The sequence below is a fragment of the Marinospirillum sp. genome (genome assembly GCF_035271045.1).
GTDB lineage: Bacteria > Pseudomonadota > Gammaproteobacteria > Pseudomonadales > Halomonadaceae > Marinospirillum.
Window position 1 is genome coordinate 1 of sequence record NZ_DATESC010000030.1, and the last position, 18,775, is coordinate 18,775.

Here is an 18,775-nt window from a genome sequence, read left to right on the forward strand (position 1 = left end):
GTGTATAGCGAGCGTCATAGGCATTACACTTTTATTAATAACTCCACAAGCAAAATGGGACACAATAGGTATTATTGCAGCGTTAATGGGAGCCATTTTCATGGCAAGTGGAACCTACCTAACACACCGTTGGCAAACAGGACTGTCATTATTGGGCTTAACTGGATGGCAACTTTTTATTGGTGCTATTTTTTTAGCGCCATTTGCCTACTTTATTGACCCACCACTCACCCAAATTAGTTTGTCTGAAGGTCTAGCTTACAGCTACCTATCATTAGCGGGAGCTTTACTGGCTTATTTTTTGTGGTTCAAAGGAATCAAGGCGCTACCACCTGTCGCTGTAGCCTCTCTAGGTTTACTAAGCCCAATCACTGCTGTTGTTTTAGGTTGGGCATTGCTAGGACAAAATATTAACGGCACCGCTCTAGCAGGGCTACTAATTGTGCTAGTTAGTGTTTTAATCGTGCAATGGAAAACAAGCCAACTCTCTTAACGCTAAAATAATCGCCTTTGAGCTACATGCAGCATGCGCGCCTGCGGAATGGAGCCAAAGGCGTAATGTAGTGGGCATCCCCGTACCTGCACTGGTTAACTCTCAAGATTCAACTTCATTTCTAGCAAAGAGCCTCGAAAGCCAAACTTCTCATACGCTCGAACCGCAGAATTATTCTCCGCATACACGTCAAGATAGAAATCAGTCACTCCTCGTTGACGGCCCCAGCCGACCAAATCTTGCAAGATAACCTTATTTAGCCCAAGCCCTCTGTACTCCTCTGCCACATACATGAAGCCCAAATACCCATGGTTGTCGTGGTCCAAAGCAGGCTTTGAGTGGCGCACTTGAACGTATCCTGTAGCGACAATGCCGCCAGAAACCTCTCCAACAACCAACCTACTATTACAATCCGAAATCAGCTTTTCGATGTCGTAGTAATAGGCATCTTTCTCTTTCAGAGACGTATTATACGGCCGTTCAGCGTCAATCACTTTTTGCTCCAGTGCAATGAGAGAACGATAGTCGTCACCTCTTGCTTCCCGCACAATTAATCCATCTAAATTCATCATTACTCTAATCTCAGTAACTCGGAAAAATAACGAGGTTGTAGAAAAATCTCAACCAAAAAACTGATCATTTTTTATACTAAAAATAGCAGTTCTACGTAAATTTTGAAGTACTTTTCATCCCAACTTACTTATCAGCAATACGGTCTTGTAAAACACTCTCCAGTATTGCTTTAGCTTCTAACGCTGCGTCAAGATTTCCCTGAACATGAGCCAGCGATATTGATCCTTCCTTAAGTAGAACAACCAAGTTTGTAATCTCCACTATTATTCCATCTGAAAGGGATAATTCGTCAACATGCTTTCGAATCAGCGCCGATATACCAGCTTTATGTTCAGCACAAGCCTGATGGATAGCATTGTCTCGGTCACCGAATTCGGCGCTAGCATTGATGAAGAAGCAACCGTTGAAGTGGTCGAGATCTGGCACCCGACTGTGAAACCAATCATTCAAGGCATTAAATAATTCTAGTAAAGCGGGCTTGCCAGCAGGCACAGCGTCTAGTCTAGATACAAGCCATGCATGGTAACTACGATCGCGATGACGAACTGCCGCTTCTATTAGATGCTCCTTGCTGGGGAAGTGATGGTAAAGCGTTCTTTTGGCTATACCGGACTCTGCCAACACTAGATTCACACCCACAGCGTGGATGCCGTGAATATAGAATAATTTAAAAGCGGTACGAACTAGCAACTCTTTCTTATCCATAACTATCCACACATTCTGACCATATAGTTGAATCTTGACACAGGTAGAACAGTCTGTCTATCATTGTAGACCACTCTGTCTACTACGAGATATAACCTTATGTATCAACGTTTGATCACTTCACGTCATTTTGTCCCTTTGTTAGCAGGCTTTGGGGCAATGCTGTGTATTACCGCTCTAAGCAGCTTAGGTAGCGCAGTTCAGTCCTCCGTCTGGTTAATGGCTCCCTTTGGCGCGACCATGGTGATTCTTTTTGGGTTGCCCGAAAGTCCATTAGCACAGCCAAGAAATATTATCGTGGGACATCTGTTAACCACTGCGATTGGGCTTTCCGTCTCGACCTTGGTGGGCGTTACGCCTTGGACTTTAGGGTTGGCAGTAGGGCTAGCGGTAAGTTTGATGATGCTAACCAATACCATTCACCCCCCAGCAGGGGCCAATCCACTAGTTGTTATGCTCGCGGGTGAACACTGGGGTTTTCTATTGATGCCTGTTGCGGCAGGAGCTGTTCTGATTGTGGTGTTTGGGGTGTTATACCATCGAGTTATTTCTGGGAAACAATATCCGAAGCGATGGTTTTAAGCGGCATTACCAGCCGACTTGAACAGCTGGAACGGCATTCATGCCGAAGCCAGCTGTTCATTTGCATAACACTTCGTTATACCGCAAGCGTTAATGAGTCCGGTGGAAGTCAGACTTTTTTGCAGCCGAAACCATTTGAACTTGTTATGCCAACCTTGTTCCATTGGGTAGTTCCATATCAACAGCTGATAGCACTACAGAACCATCAGGGCGGTGCAGACCAGTAACTAAACACTCAGACATAATGGGGCCAATCTGTTTTGGTGGAAAATTTACTACTGCTAGCACCTGCTTACCGAGCAGCTCTTCTTTTGTATATAGAGCTGTAATCTGGGCACTAGATTTTTTAATACCCAGCTCATGCCCGAAGTCCACCTTTAGCTTGTATGCAGGCCGCCGAGCCTCTGGAAAGTCCTCAATATCGACGATAGTTCCAACACGAATATCGACTTTCTGAAAGTCGCTCCAATCAATATATTCCATAACTCACCTTGTACGATTTATGCGCATAACGCCAACCATCGCGGCGTCACGCCAATAGTGTTCGACGGCCGCGTACTGTGCGACTGACTATGCAATGTTGGCACGAGTTAGCAGTTCCATAGCCTCATCAAATACTTTATCAATATGTTGCCTATTTTCGGTATTTTCCCGAAGTGAAGCACGATCACTTGCGACACCTTCAATCATTTCCTGAAGCATCCCTGGGCGATCAACTTCCAGACGCTGCAGGAGACCTGTTAAAAGATAGAGTGCCGCATCCGCCTTAGCATTATTCATATATAAACCTCAAATCCTCGATACCGCATAACGCCTAGCGTATGAGTGCACGCTTGCGAGCGTTTCATCGTCAAAGATGGTGCAATGACTTAAATTGCATCCGGCTCAACCTTGAAGTGGATGAGAGCAACTTGATCTCCATTATAATCTACTCGCGACTCAGTCTCATAAGGACAAAAACCAAGTTTTGGGTAAAAAAGGAGCCCCGCTACATTTCGGTTAAAACATGACACAGTTACAGTTTCTGCATGGTACTTTTCAAAGGCTAGCTTGGTCATATACGAGATTAAATAACGGCCTACACCGGCGCCTCTGCAGTCAGAAGAAACTATAACATTGCCAATTGAGCATACCCCTTCTTGCCAGCGATAAAAATTTGCAAAGGCAACAACATGCCCATCTTTTTCCACCACAGTTGCACTCGCACGCGTTTGAATGCTAAGGCGCACATCAGCTACGGTTAACGGAAAAGTTGCTCTAGGAAAACAGTAAAAAAGCTCTTCTCGTGTTTCTGTTAACTTACAGATTTGTTCAATATCATCTTCTGTTACTTCTCGAGTAAACATAGATTCCATCCTTTTTAATTTAACGCCGCCAGCAAGTGTAACTTTCTAGTATAGGCAAAACCACAATGAAAAGGTCGTCCAGTGAAGCCCGTAGGTTCAGAACGAACTAGAGCTAATTATTAGGCTTTTACGTCCCATTGCTCTCGCCGTAAACGATAAAGCACATGTGACCTCAACAAACTATCCTCGGGTAAACTGGGATGCTCAAACTCATCACTGCACTTCATACCAATGCGCTCCATGACCCGACGCGACCGCTGATTTTCAACTGTAGTAAAAGAGACAACCTCGGGGAGATCTAACTTTTGAAACGCAACATTTAGCACACCACGAGCAGCCTCTGCTGCATAGCCTTTTCTCCAGTAGACTGACGACAAACGCCAACCAATCTCGACACACGGAGAAAAAGGCAATGTTGCTGTGGGTACGTGCAGCCCACAAAAACCAATAAAAGGCTCAGCGCCCTTAATCTCTACTGCCCAGAATCCCCAGCCGCGCTGCTCAATGAGCGAGTAGATTCTATCCGCCATCTCATTACTTGCCTGACGACTTAGCTGTTCGGGAAAAAACTCCATAACCAGTGAGTCAGCGTTAAGGGCAGCGAACGGCTCGAAATCACTTTCACGCCATTGCCGCAAATATAGCCGCTCGGTTTCAAACTCTAATAACTCTGCCATGACAAGATACTCTTATTCCTGAAGCCTAACTGAGCTGTAGAAATTTTTTTACCATTTTTACTAGTAGCAGCTCGCTCTTTGTTATTTGTACTTTTTTGCCCATCTTAGCTGGCAATTTATTTTAACGTAGAAAATGCAGAAGAGTTTATTGCAACGTTACAGGCCAAGCATGGCTGAAACGATCGTTTTAGCGTGAGGTAGGTATCCAGCTAAAGGCAGCAAAGCATAAATGCTGCAAAATCACTAAGAGGAAAGGGTTTAATTGACACTGCCCCTTTATTTGAGGCTGGAGGCTAGACACCTCTGACTACCCGATTATAGGCTTTTTTATTCGTAATGCATCCATAACCTTAATACTTTGACAGCCTTTTCCTCTTCAAAAACTTGATACACTAGCCGATGCTGAATATTTATTCTTCGTGAATAAGCACCATCGAGATCACCTACTAATTTTTCATAAGGCGGCGGGGTTTGATAGGGATTTACTTGGACGACTTCAAGTAGCTTAATAGCTTTATCTTTAAGTCCTGCCGAAGCCAGCTTCTTTGCATCTTTCTTCGCTTGCTTGGTATAGTAAATTTGCCACATTACCAATCAAGATCCGTTTCACAGTCACTAAGATTAGTATCCATTCCTTCCCGAATAGACTCCCTCATTCCCGGAACAGAAAGTAGGAAGAGCGTTTCGTTTATAGAAGTCCAATCATCTTCAGACAGCAGTACTGCATTACCTCTTTTTCCTGTAATAACAATAGGCTGGTGTGTTTGTCGAGTTTCATCAATTAAGCTATAGAGCTTTGAACGTGCTTCTGTTACATTTAGTATAGTCATATTTTAACCTCCAGAACCCAGAGCGTACGCTTATACGTTCGCAACTTCAATCCTAGTCTATAACGCCTTGCTAAGCGGATAAAAATGGTTGGTTAATAGCCAACTGTTGGCACCATAGTTTCTTGTTATATATTTTTACTTTTCCATTGTTGAAAATTAATAACTTTCCCTAGTTTGGGCTTAAGATCAACAAATGGATTAGCTTGCTTTTCAACTAGATCGGCCATAACAACTATTGCTTCTGTAACAGTTTTGTAACCATTAAAATGTAAATAACGCCCAAACAATCGCAAATCTGGATCGAATAACCCAAGTTCTACCGCAGAATGCCTACATGATTTATCTGCACACACCATGCTTCCAAAAGTTTTTTCAGAAACGGGTTTACCGCTTTTTGTTAACTCAACACTCATAAAAACTCCTGACACATAACATTTATTAGTGATCTCATATTACCACTGCTGCCAAAATCTTATTTTCTAGTACTCTAACCCAACCTACCGATTTTTATGAAAAAACCTATTCACCCATTGTACAGCTTAGGGTAAAAACGAGCTGGCTGGTATTCCATAAAAAACCGCCCTAGCTATTACAACTAGGGTGGTTTGTATTGGTTTTGCTGCTGGCTTGGTTTTTTAAATTATAAAGAGCCGCTCCAAGTTTTTGGCTCAAAACTTAACGTAGCAAAGTAATCTTCTAGCGTTTCTGCACGGCGAACCCGTTCTACACTGCCATCGGCTTTAAGCAATAACTCTTGTGGGCGAAGTTTGCCGTTGTAGTTAAAGCCCATTGCCTGCCCGTGTGCGCCGGTATCTTGAATTATTAGCAAATCGCCTTCTTCAACCTTGGGCAAGGCACGTTGTATTGCAAATTTATCGTTGTTTTCGCATAAAGAACCAACAACATCAACCAGTGGGTCTTGTGGGCTAGGTTCTTTGCCCAACACAGCAATGTGGTGATAAGCGTTATACATACCTGGGCGCATTAAAGCCGACATACAGGCATCGACACCTACATAGTTGCGGTAGGTTTCTTTGCTGTTAATGGCTTGAGTCACTAGCACACCATGTGGGCCGGTAATATAACGGCCACTTTCCATATAAACCTTGGGCTTATAACCTTGCTTTGCTGAAAATTCTTCTAGCAACTTATGCGTTTCTTCACCCAAAAATGCCACATCAAACACAGCCTCTTCAGGACGGTAAGGAATGCCCAGCCCGCCACCAATGTTAATAAACTCAAACTGAATGTTAAGTGTTTGACCAATTTGTGCGACTAGGTCTAGCAGCATTTGGGTGGTTTGTACCATATAGCTAGCATTGCATTCATTAGAGGCAAGCATGGTGTGTAAACCAAAACGCTTAGCGCCTCTTGCACGGGCTTTTTCAAAGGCAGCAAAAATTTGTTCATGCGTTACGCCATACTTGGCTTCCGTGGGCTTGCCAATAATGCTATTACCACTACGTGCAGCACCTGGGTTATAGCGAAAGCAAACCAGCTCAGGCATTTCAGGTACTTTATCAATTAAATTAATATCATCTAAATTAAGAATACAGCCGCCTTCTTCTTGGGCAACCATAAACTCTTCTAACGACGTATTATTTGAGGTGAACATAATGTCTTCACCTTTAGCACCGGCTTGACGAGACAATATAAGCTCAGCAATGGAGCTGCAATCAAAGCCAAAATCCATATCCGCCATAATGCGTAAGATGCTGGGGTTAGGTAGGGCTTTAACCGCATAGTATTCACGAAAGCCTTCAACTTTAGAAAAAGCTTGTTGTAACTGGCGACCAGTTTCACGAATGCCTTCTTCATCATAAAGATGAAAAGGTGTACCAAAATGCGCGGCGATATCGGGCAGTTTAGGGTAGAGGCGTTGAGAAAAATTATTAGAAATGGGCATAAAAGTAACCTGTTAAAGTGGTGAGTTTTTTAGTGCCGTTTCAATACGCAGCATGGCTTCTTGCACTTTATCAAATCGGTTAAAGGCACTAATACGCACATGGTTTTCACCACAAGGACCAAAACCCACACCCGGCGTACAAACGATGCCAGCTTCATTCAGTAAGAAATCAAAAAAGCGCCACGCATCTTGTTCCACTTGAACCCAAATATAAGGTGAGTTATCACCACCCACGCATTGAAAACCCATGTACTGCAAAGCCGCACGAATATGCGCTGCATTGTTCAGATAATACTGAATCAACGCTTTTACTTGCACCTTACCTTCTGGGCTATAGGTGGCTTCTGCTGCACGTTGTACCGGATAAGAAACACCATTAAATTTAGTGGTTTGGCGGCGCATCCATAAATCACGCACCGATACTCCGTCACCCGCAGCGGTGTAGGCTGTACAAGTTTTAGGCACAACCGCATAAGCGCATCGTACGCCGGTAAATCCAGCGGTTTTTGAGTAGCTTCTAAATTCAACCGCTACTTTATCTGCACCTTCAATTTCATAAATAGAATGCGGCAAGTCTTCGTCTTGAATAAAGGCTTCGTAGGCGGCATCAAACAAAATCAAGGCTTTGTTTTCAAGGGCATAATTAACCCAAAGGGTTAGCTGCTCACGGGTGATACTGGCACCTGTTGGGTTATTAGGAAAACACAGGTAAATTAAATCGACAGGTTCTTTGGGTAAGTCTGGCAGGTAGTTGTTATCCGCCCTGCACTCTAAATAAACCACGCCAGTACGTCCTGCCATTACATTGGTATCTAAATACACGGGGTAAACAGGGTCAGGAATAGCTAAGCGTATATCTTGGGCAAATAGCTCTTGAAAGTTGCCCACGTCGCACTTAGCGCCATCGCTTACAAACACTTCATCGGCTGTTATGTTAGCGCCACGTGCTTGAAAGTCGTGTTCAGCAATCGCTTCTCGCAAAAAGTCGTAACCTTGCTCGGGGCCATAGCCCCGAAAAGTTTCGCTTGCGGTTAATTCATCAATGGCTTGGTGCATGGCTTGCACACAAACACTTGGCAAGGGTTGGGTTACATCACCTATGCCTAAACGAATTAATTCCTGTGTTGGGTTTTGCTGTTGAAATGCCTGAATACGCTGGCTAATTTCTGCAAATAAATAGCTGTTTTGTAGTTTTTGAAAATTTTCATTAATACGAATCATGATGGCTCCATTAAAAATGCATCCACGGCACTGGCTGCTTCGCGCCCTTCACGAATAGCCCAAACCACCAGCGATTGACCACGGCGCATATCGCCAGCACTAAATACTTTAGGTACGTTGGTGGCATAACCACCTTTAGCATCCGTTGAAGCTTTGGCATTGCCACGCGCATCTTTTTCTACACCAAAGCCTTCTAAAATACTGGCAACTGGGCTAACAAAACCCATCGCCAATAAAACTAAATCGGCGGGCCAAATTTTTTCGCTGTTAGGCACTTCTTCAAACTTGCCGTCTTTCATTTCAACGTGCACGGTTTTAAGGCCGGTTAGCTTGCCTTCACTGCCGATAAATTCTTTGGTGGCTATGGCAAATTCACGTTCACACCCTTCTTGGTGACTAGAAGAAGTGCGTAATTTATAAGGCCAGTAGGGCCAGGTTAATGGCTTGTCTTCCTGCTCAGGTGGTTTAGGCATCAATTCAAACTGCACTACCTTGGTTGCACCTTGTCGATTGGATGTACCCACACAGTCTGAACCAGTATCACCACCGCCAATAACAATAACCTGCTTATTAGCTGCACGAATTTGCTCAGGCATAGCAACGCCAGCGTTAACGCGGTTTTGCTGGGGTAAAAACTCCATTGCAAAATGCACACCCTCCAGCTCACGACCGGGAACAGGCAAATCGCGGGATTGTTCTGAACCGCCGGTTAGCAATACCGCATCATAGTCTTTTAATAAACTAGCAGGCGTTACACTGGTTGTGGCCCAGTTGGTCACTTTAGTACCTTCAGGCAGTTCACCAACTAGGGTATTAGTACGAATCTCCACGCCTTCGGCTTTAAGCTGTTCTACTCGCTTATCTATGGTTTCCTTTTCTAGCTTAAAGTCAGGAATACCAAAGCGTAATAAACCACCCACTTGGTCATTTTTTTCAAATAAAGTGACACTGTGCCCTGCTCTGGCTAGCTGTTGCGCTGCGGCTAAACCTGCTGGGCCAGAACCCACCACGGCTACTTTTTTGCCGGTTTTTTGTTGGGCAATTTGTGGCTTAATCCAGCCTTCTGCTCTGGCGCGTTCAACTATGGCGCGTTCTATCGACTTAATGCCCACTGGGTCGGAGTTGATATTTAAGGTGCAAGCGGCTTCACAAGGCGCTGGGCAAATTCTTCCCGTAAATTCAGGAAAGTTATTGGTGGAATGCAACACCTGACTGGCATTTTGCCAATCTTGGCGGTACACCAAATCATTAAAATCTGGAATAACATTATTCACTGGGCAGGCGTTGTGGCAAAAAGGCGTGCCACAATCCATGCAGCGTGCGCTTTGCTGCTTAGCTTGTTCAGGCGTTAATTCATGTACAAATTCTTTGTAATCCTTAATCCGTAACTCCACTGCTTCATAATCTTCTTCAATGCGCTGGTAGTTGAGGAAACCTTTGGTATGTTCCATTTTTATATCCTCCAATCAGTGGATGTTAGCGATGGCGGGTGTGTTAGGCTGCGTTGCTTTATTAAGTTGCTCTAAAGCTTGGCCGTATTCATTGGGATAAACTTTAATAAAGTGGCCTCGAGTCGTTTCCCAATTAGTCAAAATCATTTCAGCCTGTGGCGAAGCGGTTAGCTGTAAATGTTCTTCTAGTAGGGCTTTTAATAAAGCTTCATCTGACTTGCCTGCATGCAAAGGTATAGCTGCTGCAAGTTGCTCTGCTTCTGTTAAGACTGGCTCTAATGTCACCTGGGCAGTATTGCAGCTTTGTGCAAATAGCTGATCTGGAGCATAAACATAGGCCACACCACCCGACATACCTGCCGCAAAGTTACGGCCTGTTTTACCTAATACCACCACTGTACCGCCAGTCATGTATTCGCAAGCATGGTCACCCACACCTTCAACCACCGCACTAGCACCAGAAAGGCGTACAGCAAAACGCTCACCAGCTACACCCTTAAAGAAGGCAGCACCTGAGGTTGCCCCGTAAAGCACGGTATTACCTACAATAATGTTGTTAGTGGCTTGTCCTTTAAAGTCTACGCTTGGACGAACAATTAACCGCCCGCCCGAAAGCCCTTTGCCGGTGTAATCATTGGCTTCGCCCACCAAGTCAAAAGTAATGCCTTTAGCCAGAAAAGCTGCAAAGCTCTGACCGCCTGTACCTGTGCATTGCACTTGTAAAGTGTTATCCGCTAAACCTTCTGGGAAGTGGCGAATAAACTCACCAGAAAGCATAGCGCCCACAGTTCGGTGAATGTTTTTAACTTGAGTCTGAATTGTTACTGGCTTGGCTTGCAATAGAGTTGCTTGCGCCTGTTCTATCAAAGATTGATCTAAGGCTTTTTCTAAACCATGATCTTGCTGGCTAGTGTGGAGGCGAGCAACGTCTGCTGGTGCTGTAGATTGAGCAAACACACGAGCAAAATCTAAGCCTTGGGTTTTCCAATGTTCAACACCTTCGCGCATATCTAATAAATCAACCCGACCAATTAAATCATCAAATTGATGAATACCGAGTTGCGCCATAATTTGACGCACTTCTTCTGCAATAAAGAAGAAGAAATTCACCACGGCTTCAGGCTTACCAGAAAACTTCTTACGCAAAACAGCATCTTGTGTGGCAATACCCACAGGGCAGGTATTTAAGTGGCATTTACGCATCATAATACAACCAGAAGCCACTAACGGTGCTGTGGCAAAACCAAATTCATCAGCACCCAGCAAAGCACCCATAACTACATCGCGGCCGGTTTTCATTTGACCATCAGCCTGAATACGCACTCGACCACGCAAACGGTTAAGCACTAACGTTTGCTGTGTTTCGGCTAAACCTAATTCCCAAGGCGTACCAGCGTGTTTAATGGAACTCCAAGACGCAGCACCAGTACCGCCATCGTGACCAGCAATTACAATGTGATCGGCTTTGGCTTTAGCCACACCTGCAGCAATAGTACCTACGCCCACTTCTGAAACTAATTTAACGGAAATATCAGCCACGGGATTGACGTTTTTTAAGTCATGAATAAGCTGAGCCAAGTCTTCAATCGAATAAATATCATGGTGAGGTGGCGGTGAAATCAGTCCCACACCCGGCACAGAATGACGCAACTTACCAATGTAGTTCGTTACTTTTTCACCCGGTAATTGCCCACCTTCACCTGGCTTAGCACCCTGCGCCATTTTAATTTGAATCTGATCGGCTGAAACTAGGTATTCAGTGGTTACACCAAAACGACCTGAAGCAACCTGCTTAATTTTCGAACGTAGGCTGTCGCCTTCACGCAAGATATAGTCCACTTCGACGGTATCTTTATCCATTATCTCGCTGAGTTTTGTACCAGCATTAATCTGCTTACCTTGCATCTCATTACGGTAACGGGCGTGATCTTCTCCACCTTCACCCGTATTACTTTTGCCACCAATACGGTTCATGGCAATGGCAAGGTTCATGTGCGCTTCGGTAGAAATAGAACCTAACGACATAGCGCCGGTAACAAAGCGCTTAACAATTTCGCTGGCGGGTTCTACATCGTCGATCGCAATGCTGTTTTCAGGATTGGTACGAAATTCAAACAAACCCCGCAAGGTTGTGTGGCGCTTTGATTGATCGTTAATAATTTTTGCGTATTCAGCAAAAGTTTCATAGCGATTGGTTAGCGTGCTGTGCTGGAGTTTTGCAATAGCATCCGGTGTCCAAGCGTGTTCTTCACCTTTGGCTCGCCAAGCGAACTCACCACCCAGTTTTAGCTGCTGGTTTAGTTGTGAATTATTATTGAATGTGGTGGTATGGCTGCGTATTGCTTCTTTTGCAATATCAAAAATACCTAGCCCACCAATTTGCGACGGCGTACCGGTAAAATACTTTTTGACCAATGCTTCATTTAAACCAATGGCTTCAAATATCTGTGCACCGCAATAGGACATATAAGTGCTAATGCCCATTTTTGACATGATTTTTGTTAAGCCCTTACCAATGGCCTTAACAAAATGGTTAGAAGCCTCTTCTGCTGAAATGCCCAAGTTGGGTGCAATATCAGTCAAGGTTTCTAAGGCTAAATAAGGGTGAACAGCTTCTGCACCAAAACCAGCCAGAACAGCAAAATGATGCACCGCACGAGCGCTACCTGTTTCAACCACTAAACCAACAGAAGTACGTAAGCCAACTTTTACAAGGTGTTGATGAATCGCAGATAAGGCCAATAAAGCAGGAATCGCAATGTGGTCACGGTCCATGTGTCGGTCAGTCAAAATAAGAATGTTACAACCATTATTTATCACTTCGACGGCTTCTGAACACAAATAAGCAACTTGTGCTTCAATGCCTTCTTTGCCCCACAAGCTTGGGTAGGTAATGTTAATTTCAGTTTTACGAAATTTACCACCACTTAACTGTTCAATATCGCGTAGACGCGCCATATTAGCCACATCTAAAATGGGCTGAGCAATTTCTAAACGTAAAGAAGGGTTGGTGGCATTAATATCCAGTAAGTTAGGACGTGGGCCAATAAACGAAACCAAAGACATCACCACCGCTTCACGAATAGGGTCAATCGGTGGATTAGTTACTTGTGCAAACAACTGGCGAAAGTAGTGATAAAGCGGCTGATGATTAGCCGACAAAATAGCAATCGGTGCATCATTACCCATCGAACCAATACCTTCTTCACCTTTAATCGCCATTGGCGCAAGCTGAACTTTAATGTCTTCTTGGCTATAACCAAAAGCTTTCTGGCGCGTCAATAAAGACTCTTTAAACGCTAAAGGCGCTGCATCAGTACTCAAGTTTTCTAAGCAAATGCGTACATTATCAATCCATTGGCGATAAGGCTTGGCGGAAGCATGAAGGCGTTTAAGTTCTTCATCTTCAATAATGCGACCCTGATCTAAGTCGATTAAAAACATCTTGCCCGGCTGTAAACGCCATTTACGCACAATTTTCTCATCGGGAATCGGCAACACACCCGTTTCCGATGCTAAAACAACCACATCATCATCGGTCACAATAAAACGTGCAGGACGTAAACCATTACGGTCTAAGGTTGCACCAATTTGACGACCATCGGTAAAGACCATCGCCGCTGGGCCATCCCAAGGTTCTAACATGGCTGCGTGGTATTCATAAAAAGCACGGCGTTGTGCATCCATAAAGCTATGTTGTTCCCAAGCTTCAGGAATCATCATCATCGCGGCTTGCGCTAGGGGATAACCGGCCATCACTAACAGTTCCAGCGTGTTATCAAAAGTTGCCGTGTCTGATTGCCCATCCATACTAATAGGATAAAGTTTCTTTAAATCATCACCTAAAACAGGTGAAGACATCACACCTTCACGGGCGCGCATCCAATTAAAATTACCTTTAACCGTATTGATTTCGCCGTTATGGGCAACCATGCGATAAGGGTGCGCTAAGGGCCAAGAAGGAAAAGTGTTCGTAGAAAAGCGCTGATGCACTAGCGCAAAGGCAGAAGTCAGCTGCTCGCTTTGTAAATCTAGGTAGTATTTGCCTACCTGATCTGCCAGTAGCAAGCCTTTATAAATAATCGTGCGGCACGACATACTGGGCACATAATATTCAAAACCGTGCGTTAGTTTTAACTGAGCAATCTTAGACGATGCTGTTTTACGAATAATATAAAGCTTACGTTCTAACGCATCAGAAACCAGAATATCTGTACCACGACCAATAAACACTTGTCGAATGAATGGTTCGCTAGCACGGACATCGGCTGACATAGGTAAATCACGATTAACCGGCACATCGCGCCAGCCTAATAACACTTGTTTTTCTGCTGCAACTGCTCTTTCTAGCTCACGCTCACAGGCTTGGCGAGCAGCTGCTTCTTTGGGTAAAAAAACCATACCCACACCATAATCACCCGGCGGTGGCAGGCTAACACCTTGGTTAGCCATTTCGCTGCGGTAAAAAGCATCGGGTATTTGAATCAATAAACCTGCACCATCACCCATTAATGGATCAGCACCCACAGCACCCCGGTGATCGATATTTTCAAGAATGTTTAATCCTTGCTGCACTATGCTGTGTGACTTGATGCCTTTAATTTGTGCAACAAAACCAACACCGCAGGCATCATGCTCTGCATTGGCATAAAGCCCAGTATCTATCGCGGTTTGAATTTCTGAAGTTCTAGCTCCAAAATTTGCTTGAGTCATAGAGGCGCTCCCTATCATCTGAATTAAAATAAAAAGGCAGTTTTATTAATCTAGACTGCTTCACTTTATTTTTATTCTGCAAGGATTAAGCCAACCTTAGAAAAACCTAAGCTTTATGGGCGCTACAGCTAACTCATTAGTTTTCAAGAAAGGAGAATTAAAAAACTTTGCGCTATAAACGCGCAGCCATGCACCAAAGCTGTGCATCAAGAGATGGGCAAGCTTATTCATCACCCTCACTATCCAAGGCAGCAGCTTCTATATTTAGGTCTTTAATTTTGCGGGTTAAGGTGTTGCGCCCCCAACCTAATAATTCGGCTGCATCACGTCGCCCACCGGCAGCCTGTTTTAAAGCAGCTTCTATCATAATGCGCTCAAACACAGGCAAGGCTTGATTAAGCAAACCTTTATGGCCTTGTTGCAGGGCTTGTTCTGCCCAATGAGATAAAGCAACTTCCCACGATTGAGAATTACCTTGAGTGGGTTCTGCATTTAAAAGTTCGGGCGGTAGGTCGCTAACCATCACTTCACGGCTAGAAGCCATAACGGTTAACCAGCGGCAGGTGTTTTCTAATTGGCGTACATTGCCTGACCATTTTTGATGACTTAAAAAAGCTTCGGTTTCAGGCAACAAAATTCGTGGCTCTACATCCAGTTCACGCGCTGCTTTTTGTAAAAAATGAGCGGCAAGCTTAGCAATGTCTTCACGTCGCTCATTTAATTTAGGCAAATGAATACGAATAACATTCAACCGATGATAAAGGTCTTCACGAAATAACCCTTCAGCAACCAAAATTTCTAAATCATGGTGAGTAGCAGCAACAATGCGTACATCAACCTGCATAGGAAGATGGCCACCTACACGGTAAAAAGTACCATCCGATAAAACACGCAATAACCGTGTTTGAGTTTCTAACGGCATATCACCGATTTCATCAAGAAATAATGTGCCGCCATTGGCTTGTTCAAAACGGCCTTTACGAATACTAGCAGCCCCCGTAAAAGCCCCTTTTTCGTGACCAAACAATTCAGATTCAATTAAGTCTTTAGGAATAGCCGCCATATTTAAGGCAATAAAAGGCTGCTGTGCGCGTGGACTATTATGGTGCAGCGCATTAGCAACCAATTCTTTACCTGTCCCTGACTGACCATGAATGAGTACGGTTATGCTTGAATGTGACAAGCGCCCTATAATCCTAAAAACTTCTTGCATCGCCGGTGCTTCACCAATAATTGCACTGCCTGTGGCTTGATATTCAGTTATTGCTGTCTGTTCTTGAGCATGGGCTAAGGCGCGGCGCACTAGTGCAACAAGTTCATCTAAATCAAAAGGTTTAGGCAAGTATTCAAAAGCACCATTTTGATAAGACTTCACCGCACTGTCTAAATCTGAATGCGCTGTCATTATAATCACTGGCAAATTGGCATACCGCTGATGCACTTCAACCATAACTGCCAAACCATCCATGCCCTGCATACGGATGTCGGTAACAATAATATTTGGCTTAGTATTAGACAACTGCGCTAAGGCTGCTTCACCGCTGGCAAAAGTAGTAATAAAAAAACCGGCTTGTGTTAAGGCTTTTTCCATAACCCAACGCATCGACTTATCATCATCAATAATCCAGACTTGATTAGTCATGGTTTGCTGCTCCTTAGTGATTTTTTAGGTAAGAATCAAAGGGAATTAAAATACGAAAAACAGTACAACCAACGCTACTGTCACATTTAATCAGCCCTTTGTGCTGTTGCACTATGGCTTGTGCTATCGGCAAACCTAACCCTGTTCCTTGAGTGCGACCTGTTACCATTGGATAAAATAAAGCCTTAATCAATTTGTTATCAATGCCTGGACCATTGTCTTCTACCTCAACCAAACACACTAAACGGTGCCTTTTTTTGCCTAGCGTGAACTGTCGTAATACGCGTGAGCGCAAAGTAATGGTGGCTGGGCGATAACTAGGATTCTCTAATAAAGCTTGCGTTGCGTTACGCACAATATTAAGCACTACTTGAATCAAGCTGTCTAAATCAGCAGTCAGTTCAGGCAAACTTGGATCGTAATCACGAACTAAAGTAATAGCATCACCGACTTCTGCTTGTAGAATAAGGCAAACACGCTCTAGCACCTGATGAATATTAATTCTTTCAAAGTTCATACATTGATGTGATCCCAGCATACGATCAACAAGGTGGCTTAACCGATCAGCCTCATTAATAATCACATCGGTGTATTCTTTTAATTCTGGATCAGGTAATTGACGCGCCAGCAATTGTGCTGCACCACGAATACCACCTAAAGGATTTTTAACTTCATGCGCCATACCTTGTACCAAAGCTTGCGTTACTTGATTAGCAGTAAATAAACTATCTTGGCGGCTAAGGTGTAATACACGGTCTTGTGGAAGTAACTCAACCAGTAATTGTTTACCTTTTTGTTTAACGTCACTAAAAGGCGTAGCGGTATAATCAATAGTAACCACTTGGGCATTACTAGGAAAATGCAAATGAACTTCACGGCGTGTATAAGGACGCTGATCTAACAAGGCATTGTGAAGTGCATCCAAACAATCGTCATCTTCCCAAAAAAATAGCGTAATAGAACGATTCAACAAGTGAGCACGACTGGTTTCAAAAAGCTGTTCTGCTGCCAAATTGGCATAGAGCACACACAAATCTTCATCAAGCAGCAATACCGCAATGGATAGCTGTTCTAGTAGCGTATGGCTCAAACTAGGCGAATAAGAATTAGGTAGGTTCATAGATAACAATTATGCCCCAAAAAGGGGCATAAGTATTTACAGACTATAGTACATATCAAATTCAGCAGGGTGAACTGACTCGCGTAAGCGTGAAATTTCTCCTTTTTTGCATTCAATATAGGCTTCTAACATCTCTTCAGAAAACACACCACCTTCCAATAAGAATGCTCTATCTGCCCACAAAGCGGTTAAGGCTTCGTCTAGGCTATAAGCAACTTGTGGAATGCCTTTCGCTTCTTCAGGCGGCAAGTCATACAAGTTTTTATCCATTGCATCACCAGGATGAATCTTGTTTTTTATACCGTCTAAGCCAGCCATCATTAAGGCTGAAAAAGCCAAGTAAGGGTTAGCCATTGGGTCAGGAAAACGGCATTCAATACGTTTAGCTTTTGCACTTTTCACCCAAGGAATACGAATGGATGCTGAACGATTACACGCAGAGTAAGCCAACATAACCGGCGCTTCATAGCCAGGCACAAGGCGCTTGTAAGAGTTAGTGCTAGGGTTGGTTATCGCATTAAGGGCGTGAGCGTGCTTAACAATACCGCCAATGTAATGCAATGCCATTTCAGACAAACCGGCATAGTCATCACCAGCAAACAAGTTTTTGCCATCTTTGGATAAAGACTGGTGAACGTGCATACCCGAACCATTATCGCCCACTAATGGCTTAGGCATAAAGGTAGCTGTTTTACCCATCGCATGGGCCGCATTGTGTACGCAATACTTTAGTAACTGTACTTCATCTGCTTTTTTTACCAATGTATTAAAAGGTACACCAATTTCACATTGTCCAGCATTGGCAACTTCATGGTGATGCACTTCAATACCTAAACCCATAGCAGTCATGGCATTACACATAGCAACACGCGCATCAACAAGGGAATCAACAGGAGGAACAGGAAAATAACCACCTTTTACCCGTGGGCGATGACCTGAATTACTACCATTAACCAATGTTTCTGAAGCCCAAGCACCTTCATCAGAATTAATTTCAAAGCTTACGCCATGCATTGACTCTTTCCAAGTGACAGAATCAAATACAAAAAATTCAGGTTCAGGACCAAAATAAGCCGTATCAGCAATACCCGTTGACTGTAAATATAACTCAGCACGACGTGCAATAGAGCGAGGGTCACGATCATAACCTGACAAGGTGGCTGGCTCGACAACATCGCAACGCAAAATAACGGTTGATTCAGTTGCAAAAGGATCAATAACAGCAGTGGAGTCATCAGGCATCAGCACCATATCTGAAGCTTCAATACCTTTCCAACCATGAATAGAAGAACCATCAAACATTTTTCCTTCTTCGAAGGTTTCTTCATCTAAAGCTTCAGATGGAAAAGTAATGTGATGCTCTTTACCTAAAGTATCAGTAAAACGTAAATCCACCCACCGAGCTTGATATTCTTGAATGAGTGATTGGGTCTTAGTAGACATAAAATGACTCCTCTAAGTCAAAGTTATAACCACAGCTAAATGCTGTATTACAGAGGAGTCAGCAAGTTCTATG

The 18,775-nt window shown here is 43.8% G+C and carries 18 protein-coding genes; 2 read left to right on the plus strand and 16 right to left on the minus strand.

Going from position 1 to position 18,775, the window contains the following annotated elements; genetic code table 11:
• The coding region (locus VJY63_RS10640) for an EamA family transporter (RefSeq protein WP_324050699.1) at positions 1-493 on the plus strand (493 nt) is incomplete at its 5' end.
• 95 nt (positions 494-588) lie between these two features.
• Here VJY63_RS10640 and VJY63_RS10645 read toward each other — a convergent pair.
• Both VJY63_RS10645 and VJY63_RS10650 read right to left on the minus strand, forming a co-directional pair.
• Positions 589-1,065, minus strand: coding sequence for a GNAT family N-acetyltransferase (locus VJY63_RS10645; protein WP_324050701.1), 477 nt, complete (start codon positions 1,063-1,065; stop codon positions 589-591).
• Positions 1,066-1,189: 124 nt separating this feature from the next.
• The gene (locus tag VJY63_RS10650) at positions 1,190-1,771 is read right to left on the minus strand and encodes a TetR/AcrR family transcriptional regulator (RefSeq protein ID WP_324050703.1); all 582 of its coding nucleotides are present in this window, start codon (positions 1,769-1,771) and stop codon (positions 1,190-1,192) included.
• A gap of 99 nt (positions 1,772-1,870) precedes the next feature.
• Here VJY63_RS10650 and VJY63_RS10655 point away from each other — a divergent pair, with 99 nt between their 5' ends.
• Entirely contained in the window at positions 1,871-2,353 is a 483-nt protein-coding gene (locus VJY63_RS10655) for an HPP family protein (RefSeq protein ID WP_324050705.1), read from the plus strand.
• 144 nt (positions 2,354-2,497) lie between these two features.
• Here VJY63_RS10655 and VJY63_RS10660 read toward each other — a convergent pair whose 3' ends face one another.
• From VJY63_RS10660 to glnA, 14 genes are all read right to left on the minus strand, one after another.
• Positions 2,498-2,836: a tRNA-binding protein gene (locus VJY63_RS10660; RefSeq protein ID WP_205341692.1), complete on the minus strand. Its 339-nt coding sequence runs from the start codon at positions 2,834-2,836 to the stop codon at positions 2,498-2,500.
• An 87-nt stretch (positions 2,837-2,923) separates the two neighbouring features.
• Complete coding sequence (locus tag VJY63_RS10665; RefSeq protein ID WP_324050708.1) at positions 2,924-3,133, minus strand: hypothetical protein; 210 nt, start codon at positions 3,131-3,133, stop codon at positions 2,924-2,926.
• Positions 3,134-3,222: 89 nt separating this feature from the next.
• Positions 3,223-3,699 carry a GNAT family N-acetyltransferase gene (locus VJY63_RS10670; RefSeq protein ID WP_324050711.1) on the minus strand — a complete coding sequence of 159 codons (477 nt, stop codon included), beginning with the start codon at positions 3,697-3,699 and terminating at the stop codon, positions 3,223-3,225.
• A gap of 119 nt (positions 3,700-3,818) precedes the next feature.
• A complete protein-coding gene (locus tag VJY63_RS10675) occupies positions 3,819-4,376 on the minus strand; it encodes a GNAT family N-acetyltransferase (protein WP_324050713.1) in 558 nt (185 codons plus the stop codon).
• A gap of 327 nt (positions 4,377-4,703) precedes the next feature.
• On the minus strand, positions 4,704-4,964 hold the full coding sequence (locus VJY63_RS10680) for a Txe/YoeB family addiction module toxin (protein ID WP_324050715.1): 261 nt from the start codon (positions 4,962-4,964) through the stop codon (positions 4,704-4,706).
• The gene (locus VJY63_RS10685) at positions 4,964-5,206 is read right to left on the minus strand and encodes a type II toxin-antitoxin system Phd/YefM family antitoxin (protein WP_324050717.1); all 243 of its coding nucleotides are present in this window, start codon (positions 5,204-5,206) and stop codon (positions 4,964-4,966) included. Before VJY63_RS10685 ends, VJY63_RS10680 begins: the two co-directional genes overlap by 1 nt.
• Positions 5,207-5,331: 125 nt before the next feature.
• A complete protein-coding gene (locus VJY63_RS10690) occupies positions 5,332-5,619 on the minus strand; it encodes a hypothetical protein (protein WP_324050719.1) in 288 nt (95 codons plus the stop codon).
• Positions 5,620-5,846: 227 nt separating this feature from the next.
• Positions 5,847-7,112, minus strand: a complete 1,266-nt coding sequence (locus VJY63_RS10695; protein ID WP_324050721.1) for a diaminopimelate decarboxylase — start codon at positions 7,110-7,112, stop codon at positions 5,847-5,849.
• 12 nt (positions 7,113-7,124) lie between these two features.
• Positions 7,125-8,333: an LL-diaminopimelate aminotransferase gene (locus VJY63_RS10700; RefSeq protein WP_324050723.1), complete on the minus strand. Its 1,209-nt coding sequence runs from the start codon at positions 8,331-8,333 to the stop codon at positions 7,125-7,127.
• Entirely contained in the window at positions 8,330-9,784 is a 1,455-nt protein-coding gene (locus VJY63_RS10705) for a glutamate synthase subunit beta (protein ID WP_324050724.1), read from the minus strand. The genes VJY63_RS10700 and VJY63_RS10705 overlap by 4 nt, the downstream gene beginning before the upstream one ends.
• A gap of 15 nt (positions 9,785-9,799) precedes the next feature.
• Complete coding sequence (locus VJY63_RS10710) at positions 9,800-14,497, minus strand: glutamate synthase-related protein (RefSeq protein WP_324050725.1); 4,698 nt, start codon at positions 14,495-14,497, stop codon at positions 9,800-9,802.
• A 223-nt stretch (positions 14,498-14,720) separates the two neighbouring features.
• Positions 14,721-16,139, minus strand: a complete 1,419-nt coding sequence (glnG, locus tag VJY63_RS10715; protein WP_324050727.1) for a nitrogen regulation protein NR(I) — start codon at positions 16,137-16,139, stop codon at positions 14,721-14,723.
• A 13-nt stretch (positions 16,140-16,152) separates the two neighbouring features.
• Entirely contained in the window at positions 16,153-17,259 is a 1,107-nt protein-coding gene (gene glnL / locus VJY63_RS10720; protein WP_324050729.1) for a nitrogen regulation protein NR(II), read from the minus strand.
• 36 nt (positions 17,260-17,295) lie between these two features.
• Complete coding sequence (gene glnA, locus VJY63_RS10725) at positions 17,296-18,702, minus strand: type I glutamate--ammonia ligase (protein ID WP_324050731.1); 1,407 nt, start codon at positions 18,700-18,702, stop codon at positions 17,296-17,298.
• Between the last annotated feature and the right edge of the window lie 73 nt (positions 18,703-18,775).